The 20135-nt window shown below is 37.3% G+C and carries 15 protein-coding genes; 7 read left to right on the top strand and 8 right to left on the bottom strand.

What is annotated here, in order from left to right:
• Positions 1-3 precede the first annotated feature (3 nt).
• The 3 genes from FN817_RS19730 to FN817_RS19720 are packed head-to-tail and all read right to left on the bottom strand — an operon-like array spanning position 4 to position 2375.
• Positions 4-684, bottom strand: coding sequence for a DUF6058 family natural product biosynthesis protein (locus FN817_RS19730; protein WP_142719432.1), 681 nt, complete (start codon positions 682-684; stop codon positions 4-6).
• Positions 685-697: 13 nt separating this feature from the next.
• Positions 698-1807, bottom strand: coding sequence for a BT_3928 family protein (locus FN817_RS19725; RefSeq protein ID WP_142719431.1), 1110 nt, complete (start codon positions 1805-1807; stop codon positions 698-700).
• A gap of 1 nt (position 1808) precedes the next feature.
• Positions 1809-2375, bottom strand: a complete 567-nt coding sequence (locus tag FN817_RS19720) for a DUF1599 domain-containing protein (protein ID WP_142719430.1) — start codon at positions 2373-2375, stop codon at positions 1809-1811.
• A gap of 350 nt (positions 2376-2725) precedes the next feature.
• Between FN817_RS19720 and folP the strand changes: the two genes are divergently transcribed.
• The 7 genes from folP to ilvA all read left to right on the top strand — a co-directional run bounded on the left by folP (position 2726) and on the right by ilvA (position 11083).
• Complete coding sequence (gene folP, locus FN817_RS19715) at positions 2726-3589, top strand: dihydropteroate synthase (protein WP_142719429.1); 864 nt, start codon at positions 2726-2728, stop codon at positions 3587-3589.
• Positions 3590-3956: 367 nt separating this feature from the next.
• Positions 3957-4829 (top strand): branched-chain-amino-acid transaminase, encoded by an 873-nt coding sequence (gene ilvE, locus FN817_RS19710; RefSeq protein WP_142719428.1) that lies wholly within the window; start codon positions 3957-3959, stop codon positions 4827-4829.
• A gap of 180 nt (positions 4830-5009) precedes the next feature.
• Entirely contained in the window at positions 5010-6692 is a 1683-nt protein-coding gene (ilvD, locus tag FN817_RS19705; protein ID WP_142719427.1) for a dihydroxy-acid dehydratase, read from the top strand.
• Between the two features lie 6 nt (positions 6693-6698).
• Positions 6699-8423 (top strand): biosynthetic-type acetolactate synthase large subunit, encoded by a 1725-nt coding sequence (gene ilvB / locus FN817_RS19700; protein ID WP_142719426.1) that lies wholly within the window; start codon positions 6699-6701, stop codon positions 8421-8423.
• Between the two features lie 11 nt (positions 8424-8434).
• Positions 8435-8716, top strand: a complete 282-nt coding sequence (locus FN817_RS19695) for an ACT domain-containing protein (protein WP_052184688.1) — start codon at positions 8435-8437, stop codon at positions 8714-8716.
• A gap of 45 nt (positions 8717-8761) precedes the next feature.
• Complete coding sequence (gene ilvC / locus FN817_RS19690) at positions 8762-9808, top strand: ketol-acid reductoisomerase (protein ID WP_142719425.1); 1047 nt, start codon at positions 8762-8764, stop codon at positions 9806-9808.
• A 12-nt stretch (positions 9809-9820) separates the two neighbouring features.
• Positions 9821-11083: a threonine ammonia-lyase gene (ilvA, locus tag FN817_RS19685; protein WP_142719424.1), complete on the top strand. Its 1263-nt coding sequence runs from the start codon at positions 9821-9823 to the stop codon at positions 11081-11083.
• Between the two features lie 959 nt (positions 11084-12042).
• Here the strand turns inward: ilvA and FN817_RS19680 are convergent.
• The 5 genes from FN817_RS19680 to FN817_RS19660 all read right to left on the bottom strand — a co-directional run bounded on the left by FN817_RS19680 (position 12043) and on the right by FN817_RS19660 (position 19823).
• Complete coding sequence (locus FN817_RS19680; RefSeq protein ID WP_142719423.1) at positions 12043-13512, bottom strand: M20/M25/M40 family metallo-hydrolase; 1470 nt, start codon at positions 13510-13512, stop codon at positions 12043-12045.
• Positions 13513-13520: 8 nt separating this feature from the next.
• A complete protein-coding gene (locus FN817_RS19675) occupies positions 13521-13757 on the bottom strand; it encodes a hypothetical protein (RefSeq protein WP_142719422.1) in 237 nt (78 codons plus the stop codon).
• Positions 13758-13832: 75 nt separating this feature from the next.
• A complete protein-coding gene (locus FN817_RS19670) occupies positions 13833-16160 on the bottom strand; it encodes a DUF5686 family protein (RefSeq protein WP_228451616.1) in 2328 nt (775 codons plus the stop codon).
• Between the two features lie 300 nt (positions 16161-16460).
• Complete coding sequence (locus FN817_RS19665) at positions 16461-18275, bottom strand: cytochrome-c peroxidase (protein WP_142719420.1); 1815 nt, start codon at positions 18273-18275, stop codon at positions 16461-16463.
• A 69-nt stretch (positions 18276-18344) separates the two neighbouring features.
• Positions 18345-19823 (bottom strand): alkaline phosphatase PhoX, encoded by a 1479-nt coding sequence (locus FN817_RS19660; RefSeq protein ID WP_142719419.1) that lies wholly within the window; start codon positions 19821-19823, stop codon positions 18345-18347.
• Between the last annotated feature and the right edge of the window lie 312 nt (positions 19824-20135).

The following is a 20135-nucleotide window of genomic DNA, read 5'->3' as shown; positions in this document are numbered from 1 at the left end:
TTTTTAATATTTTTTTACTAGATAGTCTAAGTTGTTTTCTTCTAAAATTTTATCGAGATACTTACCTCTGCTGCTTGATTTTCTTTGATAAGGAGCGAATTTCTGTGTTACTTCGTTGAATTCTTCACTCAGCTTGATCAGTTCTTCTGATTCATCTGTAGTAAGTTTTTTATCAGAAAACTTTGTATTGAAATGGATCAGTTTTTTTACTGCAATTTCCTTTTTTACAATTTCTTCCTCAGTAGAATGTAGAGTACAAATCCCATAGATTCCATTACAATAGGCAGCCCATTCACTTTCAAATATTTCATCCAGCTTTTCCTGTCCATGGGAAGAGGTGTTGAATATACTGTCATAAGCAAAACCTTTATGGGGATGATTCATCAGATGTCGAATGAAGTTTTCTTTGAATTCTTCTTTATACTGATGGATATCGCTCAATTCTTTATTCTTTTTAACCAGAGAAATGCAGTTTTTACTGAAATATTTTTCTGTAATCTCACTTTCAAACTCATCATTAAGAGACGATGTAATTCTGATACTTCGGGAAACAGTGTAAGAAGGCTGTGGTACTAATTGATTTTGAATAAGTGCAGCCAGATCCTCCTTACTGATATCCGTTACAGTACACAATTCATCTTCTGTAATATAATTTTCATTAATATAATCGAAATTTTGGTCCATTACGGTGAAGTATTTAGTTGATATAGTCCTTTGCAGGCTGTTTGTCTATAATTTTTCCATTTTCAAGAATCAGTACAAACGGATTGCTTCTCGCTATAGTTTTGATGGCTGTTCCATCCATCATTGCATTTTTAATCGTTTTAAAAGTATTCGGATAGGTAGAAACTCCATAGATTAGAGCTCCTTTCTGTGTATTTACTTTAGCTTCCACTTTCTGGAGCAGATCAGCAGGAACATCTTTGGGATGATAAGAAAATACCAAAACAGCTTTTGGAGCATTGATGATTTCGTTCGTAACCTCCATTCCTGTAGGATCTTCAATCTTAAATTTCACAATCTCAGATTTGTAACCTTCTTTGATCAGCACAGATTCATTTTTTCCTTCCTCAATTTTCCAAGGAGAACCTTCTGCCCAGTATTCTGTCTTTTTGATATAATCATCCTGATTTACCTTGATAACAGCTCCTGTTTTCTGATTTTTCAGAGAGTAAAAAGTCTTGTATTCAGAAGGATTTTTTTCGATTTTTACTTTTTCACCTTTAATGTCTGTTCCTACTTTATAATCACGGAAATCAATGATCGGTTCATGCATAATTCCCTGTGCCATAACGTAAACCATGCCCAGAGAAAAAACAGTTAAAAGAACATATTTAAAAGTATGGGAAGACTCTTTCTTGGTCACTCCGTACTCATCTTTTTTACGGAAATCTTTTCTGTATAAGACAAATAATATGATTAATCCTACCAAAAGTACAACATCCTTAAGGAAGCTCTGCCAGGGCGTAAACTTGATGGCATCACCAAAACATCCACAATCTGTTACGACATTGAAATACGCCGAATAAAAAGTAAGGAACCCAAAGAAAATACAAAGGGCAATTAATACGGACAAGGTAAATTTAAGCTTTAATTTAAGCAGCAGCATAAATCCTAAGAAAAGCTCCAGTATCACTACGATAATGGAAAACAGCAGGGCAAACTTTTCTAAAAATGGCATGTTGAAAACAGGAGGAGCAAAATATTCTTCCATTTTGAAAGAAAAACCTACCAGATCCACGGCTTTCACAAAGCCTGAAAGGATAAAAATAACAGCAATAATAAAGCGTAATAAACCTTTGAGCATATTAAATATTTTTGGGTTCGAATTGATTTTCTTTTTCTGAGAACTTGATCAGGCAGAAGACCGCATAATTCAGCATATCGAAATAGTTGGCGTCAAGTCCTTCCGAAACGATTGTTTTTCCCTGATTGTCCTCAATCTGTTTAGTTCTTAATACTTTCTGATAAATAAGATCTGTGATTGAAGAGATTCTCATATCTCTCCATGCTTCACCATAGTCATGATTTTTTCTTTCCATTAAAGCTCTCGCTTCATTGGCATATTGGTCATACAGACCTAAAATTTCTTCTTTATTTTCATTGAAATCATTGGAAAGACCTTTCTCAAGCTGAATAAGTCCAATAATAGAATAATTGACAATTGCGATAAATTCATCTTCCTCACTCTCATCCACCATTTTTTTATCAGTCATCTGAAGGGTACGGATTCTGTTGACTTTGATGTAAATCTGATCTGTAATGGAACTCGGTCTTAGCACCCTCCATGCAGCACCATAATCCTGTAATTTTTTACCGAAAAGATCACGACACTGACTGATAACTTTCTCGAACTGTACTGATGTTTTTAGCATAAATTTTCTTAATCTTCCAAATATACGAATTCGGTTTTAGATTTTTGAATTTGAGGAGGTGAGTTTGTGAGTGAGAAGATTGGAGAGTAGGAGAGTCGGAGGGTTTGAGAGTTTGATTAGTTTTGGGATACGGGATACGGGATACGGGATACGGGATACGGGATACGAGATATGGGTTTTGGGGGTAAGAGTGGGAGTCTTCGAGAGTAAGGATGTTTGATTGTCTGGCCTAACTTCCAGCTTCCATCTTTCAACTTCCAGCCTCAATTTATTTCTTAAAAGCTATAAATCACTAATTTTGCAGAATACAAAATCATTTACCAATTATCATTCATCAATTATAAACTCCCATGCTCTCCAACTCTCCAACACTCCAACACTCAGATCGAACCTACTCAATCAACTGTAACGGTCGTTTAGTACAACTTGATACCCCAAAAATCATGGGAATCCTCAATCTGACTCCGGATTCATTCTCTGACGGCGGAAAATTCAATGAGGAAAAATCAGCTTTGGAACATGCAGAAAAATTGTTGAAAGATGGGGCAGAAATACTGGATATCGGACCTCAGTCTACACGTCCTAATGCAGAGTTTTTAAGCGCTTCAGAAGAAATAAACCGAATCGGAAATATTATTTCTCTGATCAAAAAAGAATTTCCGGAATCCCTGATTTCTCTTGATACTTTTTATGCAGCAACCGTAAAGTTTGGGTTCAGTGAAGGAATTGATCTGATCAATGATATTTCCGGAGGCCAGTATGATGCAGAAATGTTTGATACAGCAGCTCAGACAAAACTTCCGTACATTTTGATGCATGTAAATCCTTCCTACGAAACCATGCATGATAAAATAAAATTTGAAGATATTACGTTGGAAGTGAACCAATATTTTGCTAAAAAAACAAAAGAACTTTTAGAAAAAGGAGTGAATGACATCATTCTTGATCCCGGTTTTGGCTTCGGAAAAACAGTAGAAGATCAGATGAAAATGATTCATGAGGTTGAATATCTTGGATTCGGAAGGTTTCCCTTGTTGATAGGGATTTCCAGGAAGTCATTTATCTACAAACCTCTTGGGAAATCCCCTTTGGATATCAATGAAGAAACGCAAAAACTTCACATGAAAGTTTTGGAGCAGGGGGCGAAAATTTTAAGAGTCCATGAAGTTGCTGAAACAAAGGAAACCCTCACCCATTTTTTACGGAAAAAATAAAAAGTGTGAAAAAAACTTGTGAGTAATTAAAAAGTTTATACATTTGCAGTATGAATTTTATGAATCAGAAAAATATTATTGTCATTTCTATTATCGCTGTTGTCATTAGCAACAGTAAGGAAACGGCATTTTAGATAGATTTTAATTTAAATTATATATAGAACCGTTTCAAATGTTGAAACGGTTTTTTTGTTTTAATTTTTTATAGTAAAAATATGTATCAGTTAGTATCAGTAATTATTATCGTCATTATTATTCCCTTGCGTCTGTGAGAAGGAAGGTGTATGACTGTACATATATTGAGCCCTCTCACAGCGTGAGAGGGCTTTTTTTATTCCCTTTTGTTAATTTTTTAAACCTCTATAACATGTATTACAACGACGACACGACCATCTACTTTGACGGAAAATTTATGAAAGCGAAAGATGCCGGAACAGATCTGTATGGACAATCACTTCACTATGGTTACTCTGTTTTTGAAGGAATTAAATCTTACAGCACCGATCATGGAGCCAGGATTTTCAAAGCAAAAGAACATTATGAAAGGCTAAAAAGATCAGCTGAGTTAATGCATATTCCCTTCGATTATTCTGTGAACCAGCTTACAGAACTTACTTATGAACTTCTGGATCGTAATGGTTTTACAGATGCTTATATCCGTCCGTTGGTCACGTGCTCACCCAATATGTCCCTTTCAAAAGGACAAAAATCTTATCTGTCGCTTCTTGCCTGGGAATGGAATAACGGCTATCTGGCAGATAAAATGAAAATTATGACTTCCCCTTTTCAACGTCCTAATCCTAAAGCTTTCAAGGTTGAAGCCAAAGTAGGAGGACATTACGTAAACTCAATATTGGCCTGCCAGGATGCCAAAGACAAAGGCTATGATGAAGCGTTGGTATTGGATGAAAACGGAAACGTTGCCGAAAGTTCCGGGGCCAATGTTTTCTACGAAAAAGATGGGGTTTTGTTTACTCCAGCCAAAGGGAGCATTCTTCCGGGAATCACCAGACAAACCGTTATGGAGATTTGTAATGAGCTAAACATTCCTGTGAAAGAGACCTTTTTTAAACCGGAAGAAATGCGTGGTGCAGATGCTGGCTTTTTCTGTGGTACAGCAGCAGAAATTGTTGCCCTGGATTCTCTTGATGATGTTCCCTTTACGAGGAACTGGGAAGAGACTGCAAGCGGGAGAGTACAGCAGGCATATTTGAAATTGGTAAGAGTTCTGTCATTGTAGATTTTTAGATTTTAAATATTTGATTATCAGTAAAATGTATCTGTTTTTAAAACGATTGAATATTGTAATTTTTATAAAAAATGAAAATGAAAAGAATATTACAAAATGTAGTTTTGGATCGAAATTTAGTAAAGAACTCCATTTTAAAGAAAGGAAAATAATAGAAAATGCAGGAAAAATATGTTAAATAAATATTCAAAAACATTCACGCAGAACAGCGAACAGCCCGCAGCCAAAGCAATGTTGTACGGGATAGGATTTACAGAAGAAGATATGCACAAGGCTCAGGTCGGAATTGCCAGTATGGGTTATGACGGAAATACCTGCAATATGCATTTGAATGATCTGGCTCAGGTTGTAAAAAAGGGAACATGGAATCATGGGTTAGCCGGATTAATTTTTAACACCATTGGAGTGAGTGACGGGATGAGCAACGGAACAGAGGGAATGCGTTACTCTCTGGTAAGCCGTGATGTAATTGCTGACAGCATTGAAGCCATCTGCGGAGCTCAATATTATGACGGATTGATCGCATTGCCGGGCTGTGATAAAAATATGCCGGGAACTATTATTGCGATGGGAAGACTGAACAGGCCATCCATCATGGTCTACGGAGGAACTATTGCTCCCGGTTGTTATAAAGGTGAACAGCTTAACATTGTTTCTGCTTTTGAGGCCTTGGGAAAAAAAATTGCAGGAGAAATCTCTCAAGAAGATTTTGATGGGGTTGTAAAGAACTCCTGTCCTGGAGCAGGCGCATGCGGTGGAATGTATACAGCCAATACAATGGCCTCGGCGATAGAAGCATTAGGAATGAGTCTTCCGTATTCCTCTTCCAACCCTGCTTTGAGTAAAGAAAAACAGGAAGAATGTTATGAAGCAGGAAAATATCTGAAAATATTATTGGAAAAAGACATCAAACCATCGGATATCATGACCCGTAAAGCTTTTGAAAACGCTCTTCGCATGATTGTTATTTTAGGAGGAAGTACCAATGCGGTTTTACATTTTATAGCCATGGCAAAAAGTGTTGGAGTGCCTCTTACTCAGGATGATTTCCAGAAGATGAGTGATAAAACTCCGGTGCTGGCAGATCTAAAGCCAAGCGGAAAATACCTGATGCAGGATCTGTATGAGCACGGAGGAATACCATCAGTAATGAAATATCTTTTAAACCAGGGATTATTACACGGTGATTGTTTAACGGTAACCGGGAAAACATTAGCCGAGAATTTAGAAAATGTTCCAGATCTGGATTTTAATACACAGAAAATTATAAAACCATTGTCAGAACCTGTAAAAGCTACCGGACATCTGAGAATTCTGTACGGAAACCTTGCTGAGAAAGGGAGTGTAGCAAAGATCACAGGGAAAGAAGGTGAACGTTTCGTAGGGAAAGCCCGTGTATTTGATGGCGAAAAAAATCTGATCAGAGGAATTCAGGATGGTACCGTACAACATGGTGATGTTATCGTCATCCGAAATGAAGGTCCGAAAGGTGCTCCCGGAATGCCGGAAATGCTGAAACCTACCAGTGCGTTGATTGGAGCCGGTCTGGGAAGCAGCGTTGCCTTGATTACAGACGGAAGATTTAGTGGAGGAACCCATGGATTTGTAGTGGGTCACATCACTCCGGAAGCTCACGAAGGAGGTCTGATCGCCTTTGTAAATGATAATGACCTCATTGAAATTGATGCCGTAAACAATATCATACAGCTCAAAGTTTCAGACGAAGAAATTGAAAGAAGAAAAAAAGGATGGCAAAAACCACCTCTTAAAGTACAGAAAGGACTGCTTTATAAATATGCATTAACAGTATCATCGGCTGCTGAAGGCTGTGTAACGGACGAAATCACTCAATAAAAGTATATGGAAAACCTGAATTTATCAACAGAAATACAACTTAGCGGAAGCCGGATCATTCTGGAAGCATTTCTTAACGAAGGCATAAAAACAGTTTTCGGATATCCCGGAGGTGCTATTATCCCTATTTATGATGCTCTTTATGACTATCAGAAGAACCTGAAACATGTGCTTGTACGTCACGAACAGGCTGCGGTACATGCAGCGCAAGGGCTGGCAAGAGTTTCTGGAGAAGTAGGTGTTGTGTTGGCAACCAGTGGTCCCGGAGCTACCAATCTTGTAACAGGGCTGGCTGATGCGCTACTGGATAATACTCCGCTTGTTTGCATTACAGGGCAGGTTTTTGAACACCTTCTCGGAACCGATGCCTTTCAGGAAATAGATGTAATGAATGTTACAAGTCCGGTTACCAAATGGAATTATCAGGTGACTGATGCCAATGAGCTTCCAGAAGTACTGGCAAAAGCATTCTACATCGCAAAATCAGGCCGTCCTGGTCCTGTCCTGATTGATGTTACTAAAAATGCCCAGCTGCAATCTGTTGATTATAAAGGATATTCTCCATGTCATTCATTGAGAAGCTATAAACCAGATCCTGATCCATGTTTTGAAAATATTGAAAAAGCGGCACAGTTGATCAATGAGGCAGAAAAACCCTTCATTATCGCCGGGCAGGGGATTATGCTGGGAAATGCTGAAAAAGAGTTTTTAGAGTTTGCCGAAAAATCAGGGATTCCGGTGGCATGGACGGTTTTAGGAATGAGTACTATTCCTACTGATCATCCGCAAGCCGTTGGAATGGTAGGAATGCATGGAAACTATGGACCGAATATATTAACCAATGAATGTGATGTATTGATTGCCATCGGAATGCGCTTCGATGACCGTGTGACAGGAAGATTGGATCAGTATGCGAAACAGGCAAAAATCATTCATTTGGACATCGATAAGGCAGAGATCAATAAAAATGTAAAAGTAGATGTTCCGGTTCTTGGAAACTGTAAACACACCCTTCCGTTTCTTAGAAAATGGATTACAAAAAGAGAATACCCGGAATGGCATGAAAGATTTAAAAACTGTCATGAAATTGAAAGTATCAACCTCATCAATACAGAACTTTTTCCTGAAGAAGGAGAAATTACAATGGGGGAAGTTATCCGTTATCTGAACGAGATGACAGAAGGAGAGGCGGTAATTGTAACCGACGTGGGACAGCATCAGATGGCAACATGCCGTTATTCTAAATTTAAAAATCCCCGGACCAACGTAACGAGTGGCGGATTGGGAACCATGGGATTCTGTCTTCCTGCCGCAATAGGAGCATCCTACGCAGAGACTGGACGTCCTGTAATTGCTGTCATGGGAGATGGAGGTGCTCAAATGAATATTCAGGAGTTGGGAACCATTATGCAGTATCATCCTGAGGTTAAAATTTTAATCCTTAATAACTGTTATCTGGGAATGGTAAGACAATGGCAGGAATTGTTTCACGAAGAAAGATATTCCTCAGTGGATATTCAGAGTCCCGATTTCGTTCAGGTAGCAAAAGGATATAATATTCCGGGAAGCAGGGTAACTGAAAGAGAAGAGTTGAAAGGAGCGCTTCGGGAAATGCTTGATCACAAAGGATCTTTCCTTCTTGAGGTCATGACGGGAAAAGAACACAACGTATTCCCCATGATTCCTCAAGGGAAAAGTGTTTCAGAAATTGTACTGAATAATAAATTTTAAAAATAAAAAAAATGAAAACAGATCATAAAGAATATACCATTACAGCGTATACAGAAGATTATTTAGGATTGATCGGCCGGATCAATGCTATTTTTTCAAGAAGAAGAATTTCTATGGTGACCTTCAATGTAGGTCCTTCAGAAATAGAAAAAGTTAAAAAGTTTGTCATCGTGATCAGAGAAACGGAAGATTCTGTTCAGAAGATCAGCCGACAAATGGAAAAACAGGTAGACGTTCTGGAAGTGCATTATCACAGAAATCCATACCTGACAGCTGTAGAATATGCAAGCTAAACATAAAATTAAACATCATAATCAATAATTATAAAATCAAAAAAAATGGCAAAATTGAATTTTGGAGGAGTAGAAGAAAATGTAGTAACAAGAAATGAATTTCCGTTGGAAAAAGCTCAGGAAGTATTAAAAAATGAAGTCGTAGCCGTAATTGGATATGGAGTACAGGGACCCGGACAGGCTTTGAATCAGAAAGATAACGGAGTTAATGTCATTGTAGGGCAGAGAAAGAACTCCAAATCATGGGATAAAGCAATTGCAGACGGATTTGTACCGGGAGAAACTTTATTTGAAATCGAAGAAGCTTTAGAAAAAGGAACCATAATCTGCTACCTTCTGAGCGATGCTGCACAGATTGAATACTGGCCAAAAGTAAAACAACACCTTACCCCAGGAAAAGCATTATACTTTTCTCATGGTTTCGGGATTACTTTCAGCGAACGTACAGGAATTGTTCCTCCAGCTGATGTAGATGTATTTCTGGTAGCACCGAAAGGTTCAGGAACGTCGCTAAGAAGAATGTTTCTGCAGAACAGAGGTCTGAACAGCAGTTTTGCCGTATATCAGGATGCTACAGGAAAAGCCAGAGAAAGAGTAACTGCATTGGGTATTGCGATAGGAAGCGGGTATCTGTTTGAAACCGATTTTAAAAAAGAAGTTTACAGCGACCTTGCCGGAGAACGCGGAACATTAATGGGTGCCGTACAGGGAATATTTGCTGCTCAGTATGATGTATTGAGAAAAAACGGACACAGCCCTTCTGAAGCCTTTAATGAAACGGTGGAAGAACTTACGCAGTCATTAATGCCTTTAGTGGCAGAAAACGGGATGGACTGGATGTATGCCAATTGCAGCACAACTGCTCAGAGAGGAGCCTTAGATTGGTGGAAACGTTTCAGAGATGCTACTTCGCCTTTATTTGAAGAATTGTATGACAACGTTGCCAAAGGAAATGAAGCACAACGTTCGATCGACAGTAACAGCAAGCCGGATTATCGTGAAAAACTGGAAGTAGAACTTACAGAGTTAAGAGAAAGCGAAATGTGGAAGGCCGGCAAGACCGTACGAAGCCTGAGACCCGAAAACAATTAATACTTATACAAGATGATGAAAGAGGAAATAAGTTCCTCCGTTTTAGAGAATGTCTATAAAGCGGAGGAACGATTAAAAAATGTAGTGGTAAAAACACCTTTGGCTGTCAATAACAATCTGTCAGCTATTTATGAGGCGAATATCCGTTTCAAAAGAGAAGATCTTCAAAGGGTAAGATCCTATAAAATAAGAGGAGCCTATAATAAGATGGCAACGATGTCACCGGAAGAACTCTCAAAAGGAGTCGTGTGTGCCAGTGCCGGAAACCATGCACAGGGAGTGGCTTTTGCCTGTCATACTATGAAGGTGAAAGGTACTATTTTCATGCCTTTACCAACACCCGGACAAAAACTTGAACAGGTGAAAATGTTCGGGGGAGAATATATTGAAGTCATTTTGTTTGGAGATACATTTGATGCGGCTAAAGATGCTGCGCTGAGGTTTTGTGAAGATCATAACAGCGCATTTATCCATCCTTTTGATGATCCTGCGATCATTGAAGGGCAGGCCACAACAGCACTGGAGATTCTGGAGCAGGCTGAAGGTATTGTTGATTATCTTTTTGTCCCGATTGGAGGTGGAGGACTGGCAGCAGGAATTTGTTCCGTATTTCAGCATCTGTCCCCGGAGACAAAAATCATTGGGGTAGAACCTTCGGCGGCAGCAAGTATGAAAAAAGCGCTGGAAAAAGGAAAGCCTGTCCTTCTTGAAAAGATCAGCCGGTTTGTAGATGGAGCAGCTGTGCAGAAGGTGGGAGATCTTACTTTTGAACGTTGTAAAAATATCTTGCACGATATGGCTACGGTAGATGAAGGACTCGTATGTGAAACCATATTGTCATTATATAATAAAGATGCCATTGTTGTAGAACCTGCAGGAGCTCTTTCAGTGGCTGCATTGGAAAAATATGGGAATGAAATAAAAGGTAAAAATGTAGTCTGCATCATCAGTGGAAGCAATAATGATATTACCCGTATGGAAGAAATCAAGGAAAAAGCGTTGCTTTATGCAGGATTAAAACATTATTTCCTGGTCAGATTTCCACAGCGTCCGGGAGCATTGAAAACCTTTGTAATGGATGTGCTGGGGCCTGATGATGACATCACCTATTTTGAATACACCCAGAAAAATTCAAAAGAAAAGGGTATTGCAGTGGTAGGAATTGCTCTGAAACAAAATAAAGATTTCACTCCTTTAATCGATAAGATGAAACAATATGATTTTTTTGTCAACTATCTGAACAATGACCCTTCACTGATGAATCTTCTTATTTAAAGGAATGTTTATTAAACACAGAAATTTTCTTTTATCGACCATATTAATGACATAAGAAACTGCAGCGTTAAAAAAATGAATTCTGAGAACGTTAAAAAAACTCTACTGTCTGAGTACGGGACAAAATATGATGCTAAACATACATTGCTACCGCACGAGTTTTAGAGTTTTTAGAGAACAGATTTCATTTTTAGCGGAAGTTTCTAAGTTTTGAATTTTTGGTTCTTTTGTTTCAAGACAAAAGAACAATAACAAATATTCAATATTAAATTATTTCGTACACAATCAGATTCTAAAAACACAATGATGAAAAAAGCTTCACAATCTGTGAAGCTTTTATTTTTTGAACCATTAAGAAGGATTAAAATTTTAAGAATAATGAAGAAAATATCTTCAGATATTTAATAAGCTGAATGCTTTATTCAAATTCATTTGAATCTTAACTTTCCTTACAATCTTAATTTTACTTAATGGTTAAATACATATTCAATATTAAATTATTTCGTAGTCAATCAGATTCTAAAAACACAATGATGAAAAAAGCTTCACAATTTGTGAAGCTTTTATGTTTTTGGCAATGTCAAATGACATAAGAAACTGGAGCGTTAAGAAAATGAATTCTGAGAACGTTAAAAAAACTCTACTGTCTGAGTGCGGGACATAATATGATTCTAAACATACATTGCTACCGCACGAGTTTTAGAGTTTTTAGAGAACAGATTTCATTTTTAGCGGAAGTTTCTAAGTCTTGAATTTTTGATTCTTTTGTTTTAAGACAAAAGAAGTATCATTAATTAAAAATTATTTTAAACCATTAAGGATGGTTAAGTTTTTAAGAATAATGAAGGAAAATATCTTCAGATATTTATTAAGCAGAATGCTTTATTCAAATTCATTTGAATCTTAACTTTCCTTATAATCTAAATTCTTCTTAATGGTTAAATTTTTTTCCTTATCAATTATCTTTCCAGTGAAAAATTAGAAATTACTTTCGGACGTTCTGTTTCATTAGCAACTTTCCATGATGTTCTGTACATCCATTCCGTCATTTTATAAAGCTTTTTGTAATTGATGTTCTCAGATTCATCCTGTGGTGTGTGATACTGATCATGCAGTACACTCGTGAAGAATATAGCAGGAATACCAATTTTAGCATAAGGAAGATGATCGCTTCTGAAATAGAAATATTCAGCGTGGCTCGGAGAATCCCAATCTTTCAGATATTTGAATTTTGTACTCTCATTATTGGCTTCTTCAGCCATTTTTACAAGCTCTTCAGAATTCTTGTGTGGAGCATTTCCTCCTAATAAAGCAGCTTCATTATTGTCATTTCTTCCAATCATATCACCATTAAGTACGGCTACAATTTTCTCTTTTGGAACAACCGGATGCGCTGCATGCCATCTGGAACCTAGCAATCCTCTTTCTTCAGCTCCATGGAAAACAAACAGGATGCTTCTTTTTCCCGGCTGCTTTTTGTAAGCTCTTGCCATTGCCAGCATCGCAACACAGGTACTTGCATTATCATCAGCACCATTGTAGATCGTATCATTCTTTACAGGATGTCGGATTCCGTCATGATCCTGGTGTCCGCTTAGCAGAACATATTCGTTTTTAAGAACCGGATCAGTACCCTCTATTTTTCCGATGATATTCACAGATGGATATTTGTAGGTTTCAGTGATCAGATTCAGCGAAGCTTTAGGATTGTTTTTTACCCATCCTGCATTTTCTCTTTTGATCCATAAAACAGGAATATTATTGGTGATTTTTTCTCTTAATCCTTCCACACCGTAGCTTCCTCTTGTCATTTGAGGAAGTACTTCCACCCAGCTTTGTTCAGAGGTGTCATCGGTGATGAAAATAATTGCTTTTGCTCCCAGTTCAGAAGCTTTATTGTAATATTTATTCCTTACAAATCCCGGATATCTTCTTACAAAAAGGGTCATATCCTTAGAAATATTTTTATCTGAAGCGTTTACAGCAAGCACTTTTCCTTTGATATTGAGTTTTGCCAGATCTTCAGGCTCTGCATTTCCGGCATATACTATTTCAGCGTCTACAGAAGCATTTACAGGCTCTGCAACAAGGAAATCTTTCCATAATTTTAAACTATTGTCTCCAATTTTCAGACTGCTTTGTGGAATTACCTGATGTCTGTACATATCAAAAAACTGGAAAAATGTTCCGTTATCTCCGGCAGGTTTCATTCCTGCTTCTTTGGCTTTGTCGGCAAGCCACATGGAGACTTTTAATTCATCCAGCGTTCCTGCTTCACGGCCCCAGAACTGATCTGCAGCAAGCTGATACATATCGGTACGAAGATCAGCTTCTTTGATGGCAGAAACCAAAGGTTTTTTATAATTCTGAGCATTTCCCAGGGTAAACAGGAAAAGGCTCAACAGAGCGTAAATGTAATTTTTATTCATAGCAGTATTTAATTAAATTCAGCTAATTTCTCTGAAAACTGTTTTGAAAATTCCTTTCTGTCTTCTTCCAGTTTTTCCTTTGTAGAAGGTAAAATATAAGTAAAAAGGACCTTGTCTTCATTGTCTAAAAAGATAATTTCCTTTTCGTTCCCATCGATCATCTGTGAGAAAATTTCCCACATCGGAGTGTCTTTTAATTTTAATAATTCAAAAAACTGTTCTGCTTTGATTTCGATTTTCTGCATGCTCTTTTTTATATATTATCGGTGAATATTCCTGAATTTACATTCAAAAATAAAGATTTTGTCTTTTTCTGACGGTTAAAACTCGAGAAACTTCAGCTTAAACTGAATGGCAAAGTTTTCTTTGAAATGAGGAGTTGCGTAATAACCCACTCTGTAGAACAAGCCTAAGTTAAAATAACTGGAAAGGAAATTGTTCCATTCCAACCCTACTTCCTGATACAGGTGATCCAGCTTTCTGAACTTAAACTGGTGGTATTCAGGATGCTTCATATCTCCGATAGTTCCTCTCAGAACAAAATCAAAGCTGGAAACATTGTGCCCGAAACTTTTGAAATACAACGGAAGCTTGTGGGTGAAGTAATAGGCGATAAACCTGTCATTATAATATTTTCCTCCCTCCAGGGTAGCAAATCCAAGGTAAGAAGTAAGGTTAAAATTGAAATCCTTACCAGGAGAAGCTAGCCCGTTCATCGTAAAGTTTTTCCAGATTGGCGCTTCACCCAAAACAGCACCTCCATACAACCTGAAACCGGTAGTCCCGATTGGTGTCTTGAAATTATGAACAAAAAGAGCATCAAAACGGGAATAATTAAAGTTCCCCTGCAGCAGTTTGTAGCTCTGCTCATAATTAAAATACAACTCAGGATACTTCTGGTCAATCAGAGATTTTCCCTGGGGAGTCATAATATTGGTAGAATTCGGAGAATATTTTAAGGTAAAAAGCGTATTGAAATTCCTGTATGAAGTCCCTCTGTCTCTGAACTGATAATCAAATTCTGCCTCTTCAGTATTTCTTCTTACGGCAAGGGCAAGGGTAAGACCATTGGTCACGTCATTCATATAGGATAAAGCAGCTCCTTTAAAGTGAAAATATTTATCATTATTCAGGTTATTCCCGAAATTCATCGTTCTCATTTTAAAATTCCAGAGTTTTCTGTTGAATTCTCCTGATGCCGTCACGTCATCATATACCTCAAATCTGAAAATTGAATTTTTTTCCAGTGAGGTTTTCATATCAAGCCCCATTCCGTATTTCCATCTTCTGTCTTTTACACCGTATGCAAAATAATAGTCTGGTGAAAAATAGGGGTTGAAATTTTCATTAAGTTTGGCCTTTAAACCTAATCTGAAGCCTTCATAAGAGTTATAATTGACAATTTCATCCACCGCGAAATCTACAGAACCCACTCTGATTTGCCCATTCAGTAATCCGGATAAGATCTGTGCTTTTCTGTCAATTTTATATTTTTTACCTAAACTATCAATGGTCTTATAGGTATTTTGTTCTCTTTCAGTAAGAGGCTCTGTTCTGTAACGGTCCAGAGAATGGCCGTCAATATTTTTTACAGAAAAGGTATAGCCTTTGAAATCTTTGGGATTCTCTTCGATAGGAGCTTCGAAATCAAAATATTTTGAGGTAAGAAAAGCGTAGGTTCCAAAACTTTTTTTAGTCTTCTTATCGTCAGCATGCTCTTTGTCGTCCATCGCCATTTTACCCATTTTAAGCTTGGTTTTTTCATGGGCGAGGAACCATTTATTATTATAGAATATCCATGTGCTGGTAATAATTCCGTCGTTTTTATTTTTACTGAAATTTTCAATCTTTTTGATTCCGTAGGTTTCCGTATCTACATATATGGCACCGTTATACTTTCGTTTTCTGTCCGGTTTTTTGTAATTAACTTCACGGAAACGGATCACAAAGTTTTTTCTCCCGTCAAGAGTAACGGTATCCGAAAGAAAGAATCTGTACAATCCTCTGTTCTCGGGCTTCACCTGCTCAGGAACAATATCCCTGTTACTCTGCTGGAGTGCAATCATTTCATAGATAGGCTGCTTCAGACCAGAAATTCTGTTGTCCAGAATATTGATCTTTTCACCATATTTTTTGGAATATAAAAACTCCTGTGCCCTTTCCCAGAGAAAGAGTTTACTTTTTGAAAATACTTTTCTTGCAGAAATATTGTTCAATGAATCTTTTTCCCTTTTTTTCTTGAAAATGTTTAAATCATTGAAATACTGATTAAACTGTGTAAGGCTGTCCTCATCAATATCCAGAGATATTTTTTCATAGGATTTATAGGAATAGGAGCCTAAGCTTTTTGGAGAGTTTTCGTTAAAAAGTTTATTCACTTTTTTCAGAATCTCCAAAGCCCGGGGATCACTTTTATCTTCAATAACTACAGCTTCAATGCTGGTGGTTTTTGAAGACTTTTTGAGCAGGGAAACCTCCATACTGCTTTCCACTGATACCGTTTCTTTCTGATAAGAATCGGCGTCAATATCAATGTTTTTACATTCTGTTTTAAATTCCAGAACGCCCTGTTCATTAGTGTATCCAATGATTGTGTTATCACATGACACTTTTGCATTAAAAACAGGCTTTTGACTGGCGTCATCCACAATCTTAATTTTTGATTGCGAATACCCCAAAAAGCAGATCAGAAAAAATAATAACAGTAAACCCCTTTTCATGTAAAATTACTATGTCAAAATTAATGATATTTATTGTTCTGGAAAAGTTTTTAACATAGTATAACATTGATTTAATCTAATGTTTTCATGGACTTTGGACTGTATAAAACTGAATGATGAGAACACTTAGATAGTCTTTCTGTATTTCATGGAAATTTCCAATAAAAAAACTCCTTAACCTTAGTCGTTCAGGAGTTTTTGATCAGCTGGTATTTGGTTTTCTATGGTTTATTGATCATCCAAAGCTTTCATAAATTCAATAATATCATCTATTTCCTTATCAGTAAGCTGTAAAGGAGCGTCAGACAGTGTTTGATTGTCTACTTTAAATCCAAAAGCTTTTCCACCGCCTTTGTTGTAAAAATTCATTACTTCTTTCAATGTCCTGTAGCCTCCGTTGTGCATGTAAGGAGCTGTTTTATTAATGTTTCTGAGGGTAGGCGTTTTGAAGGAATGCTGTAACGATGGTACTGTTTCATGGAATTTTCCTCTTCCCGGATCATTGTCAAAGGTTTTATTTTCTCCATTGACTGCCATTCCTAAAACCTCCTGCTCAGTTTTCTTAAAATTGGGAGGAACGGTACCATTAAATAAAGGAACAAAATGACATATTGCACATTGGGCTTTTCCAACAAAAAGATTGAAACCCTGCTTTTGGTTTTCCGTCATTGCCGACTTATTTCCTCTCATATAATCATCAAAAGCAGAATTGAATTTTGACAAAGAACGAATATAACTCGCCAGTACATTCTGAAGCTGCCACACCTCTGTTTTTTGGGAATGATAAATCTTTTTAAATGCCGCTTGATAGTTTTTATCCTGATTGATTTTCGTGAGAATGACATTCAGATCACCATGCATTTCTTCTTTATTGGAGATCACATCCGAACTCTGTCCTTCCAGATCGTCCTTTCTCATATCCCAGAACTGGCCATGCTGATAGCCTGCATAGTTGAGGGAAGGAGCATTTCTTGCAAGCTCCGAATTTTCCAGTGACATAGATCTGGCAAGCCCGTCAGTAAATGCTTTCTCAGGAATATGACAGGTTGCACAGCTTCGGTTATTGTTGTTGGAAAGGATTTTATCATTAAAAAGCTGGTGCCCGAGAGCTGCCTTTTCTTCAGAGAATACATATTCTTTTCCCGGAGTGAAAGCATTAGGATTGAAAGCATTTTTAGCAAAGAATGTAGCCGCATTTTTGTTTAAAGCTGTCGTTACCTCAACATCCGGAATTTTCTCCTGGTTTTTAAAATCAAGCATCAGAGTGGTGATCTTGTTCAAATGATCAGGGATAAAACTGGCATAGTCAAAAGTATTTTTGTCTGTGTTTCTTTGCAGGACTTCAATGGCTGAATTGATTTCTGTAATGATACTTTTTAAAGCTTTGTCTTTCGAACGTTCAGTGGAAATTTGTTCCAGTGTCTCTTTGATTCCTTCCAGTGAAGAAGGCATTTCCTGTAAAAATATTCCGGAAACCGGAGTATCAAAACCTGCAATTCCCAAACTTGAAATTCTGAAAGCTTCCTGCCTTAATGCATCAAAAACCTGGTCTTTACTGATGGTAATGACCTGAAAGTTGGTGGCTATGGTATTGCTTTTATTGATGAGCTTATTGAGCATTCTGATCACCTCATCTTTATTCCCTTTATCATAGGGATAAAGCATCTCTTCCAACACCTGCAGTCCTTCGGGTTCTAGCTCTGTATGCTCATCCATTTCTATTTCAGGAAGGGCAGGACCATTGATAAATCTCGCAGAGTGGGGCAAGAAGTATTCTACAGCCCATTCCATTTTTTTGTAGGTTTTTCTGATATCCTGAAATTTTTCCTGAAGAAGTTTTTCGTCAGAATTTTTGGAAATAAGGGCTTTCAGTTCATTGATCTGTTTTTCAAAATCAGTATTGGTTTTGATAATCCTGCTTTTTACAGAACCAAGATCTTCATATACGGGCTGCTGTTTATCTTTTTTACAATAATAGAGCGTAAAAAGTGCTGCTGCACAGTATAAAAAAAGAAGTATCGGGTATTTTGAAAGTTTATTCATAAGTATGAAAAGTATCAACAGAGATTTTCTATTGATACTTTAATTGAATTTGATATGAAGAATTTGAAACTATTTTTCTACGTTTCTGATGATTACAATCTGTCCACCTTCTTTATTGGTGTTGATTCCGGAACCGTCAGGATTTTTAAATTTATCCAGCTGCCATGTATGAGAGTGGATGTTCACAGAGAATGTGTTCGGAATTCCGATGATATCTGAAATATCAACCATTGCCCCGAATTCCCATGAACCGAATTTCTGCAGATCTCCGGACTGGTTGTAAGCAGTCTGCCATGCAGAATCACCCCTGTTGTGCTTCATGTTCAACCATGGTTTGTATTGTTTTGTAGCGATATTCAGCTGCCAGATGTAAGAATCGTGGTTGGCATTTTTGTAATAAGAATCTCCATCTTCCTGAATGTATACAAAGTTTTCAGTCACGCATAAGTTATCAGGATTGATAAGATTATTTCCAGGATTGGAATCTCCTTCAGCTACAATTTCCAGCTTTCCTGTCAGCATATTATTGGAGTTCAGAACAAGCTTATAAACTCTTCCCCACATTGTTAATCCCGCTTTCGGATTTATACCGTCAGAAGATTCTCCTGTAGCGGTAAAGTAAATTTCTCTTCCTTTTCCTGCTCCTTTTCTATAATCCACATCTTCCACTCTTGAAAAACGGATGGCGTTATTATCAATGTTTTTCTGGTTAATCTGAGCACCTGTAAGATTTTTGGCATTAGGAATTTCTACAAATTCTACATCGTAGCTGCTTCCTTTTGTCATATCTGTTTCAGTGTAGTTGCTGTTGGTTCTTTTTAAAGAATATAACTTCCCGTTATCAAGATCTCCCTGCGTATCGGCTACATACATGATTAATTGTCCTGCAGACTGGTGAGAAGAAGAATAAGACTGATCTTCACCAATAATAATATAAGTTTTTCCGTTAGAAACATCTTTAGGAAGTGGAACCGCATTTTCCATAGAAGCCTTTCCCAAAGCTGGTTTTACTCTTGTTTTATCAGTTGCCTGAGAAGTTGGAGCCAAAGGATTTAAAGCGTGAACCATACTTTCTTCACCTGATTCACCTGCAGTAAGGAACGCACTGAAACCGTGAATTTCAGGAGTTGCCAATGTAGCGGAACATAATCTTGTCATTCCTCCGGTTCCGTTTAAAATATATTCTCCTTTTACAGGTTTAAACGTTTTATCTAAATATACTCTTGATACAGATTGCTTGATCTCATGATTAGTGATCATCAGGTAACCGTCAGAATTAGGATCTTTCATAAGTCCCATTCCATCAGGCTGGCCTCCGAAAACGAAATCAGGAGAACCTGGAAGCACATCAGAACTGGAAATAAGGGTCGTAATATTTAAATTTTCAAAACCTTGCATTCCATAAACGAAAGCAGGTTCTTTAGAAAAATTTTCAAGCTTGATTTTGCCATTGGAAGGGGTATTGGAATCCCCATTATTGTCATCGTTGCAGCCTTGAAATACAAGGGAAGCAAAGAGTAGGGCTCCGATAGTTTTGTTAATTTTCATAATTATATTTTTTGAATTTCGATTAAGGCAAAACTAACGGTCTATTGTTAACTAAGTTTTAAGAAGACAAAACAAATAGTTTAAGATTAAGTAATGATTTGTTAAGGTAAGGTCAATAATTAGAATGGATATAAATAGAGAGATTTTGATGAATATCTGAATAATAAGGAATGCTATATTATAACGCAGAGACGCTAAGGCTTTTAAATACCTACTTTTTTTCGTTCGCAAAGGCATTCTATTTAGCAAAAAACGCAATCATTTCATGGCTGAGCGTAACGCCTTTGCGAACGAAAATATCTATGATGATAT

It is taken from the genome of Chryseobacterium rhizoplanae, assembly GCF_900182655.1.
Lineage (GTDB): Bacteria > Bacteroidota > Bacteroidia > Flavobacteriales > Weeksellaceae > Chryseobacterium > Chryseobacterium rhizoplanae.
The sequence above is the reverse complement of the archived record's forward strand: the minus strand, read 5'-3'. Positions and strand labels throughout refer to the sequence as shown.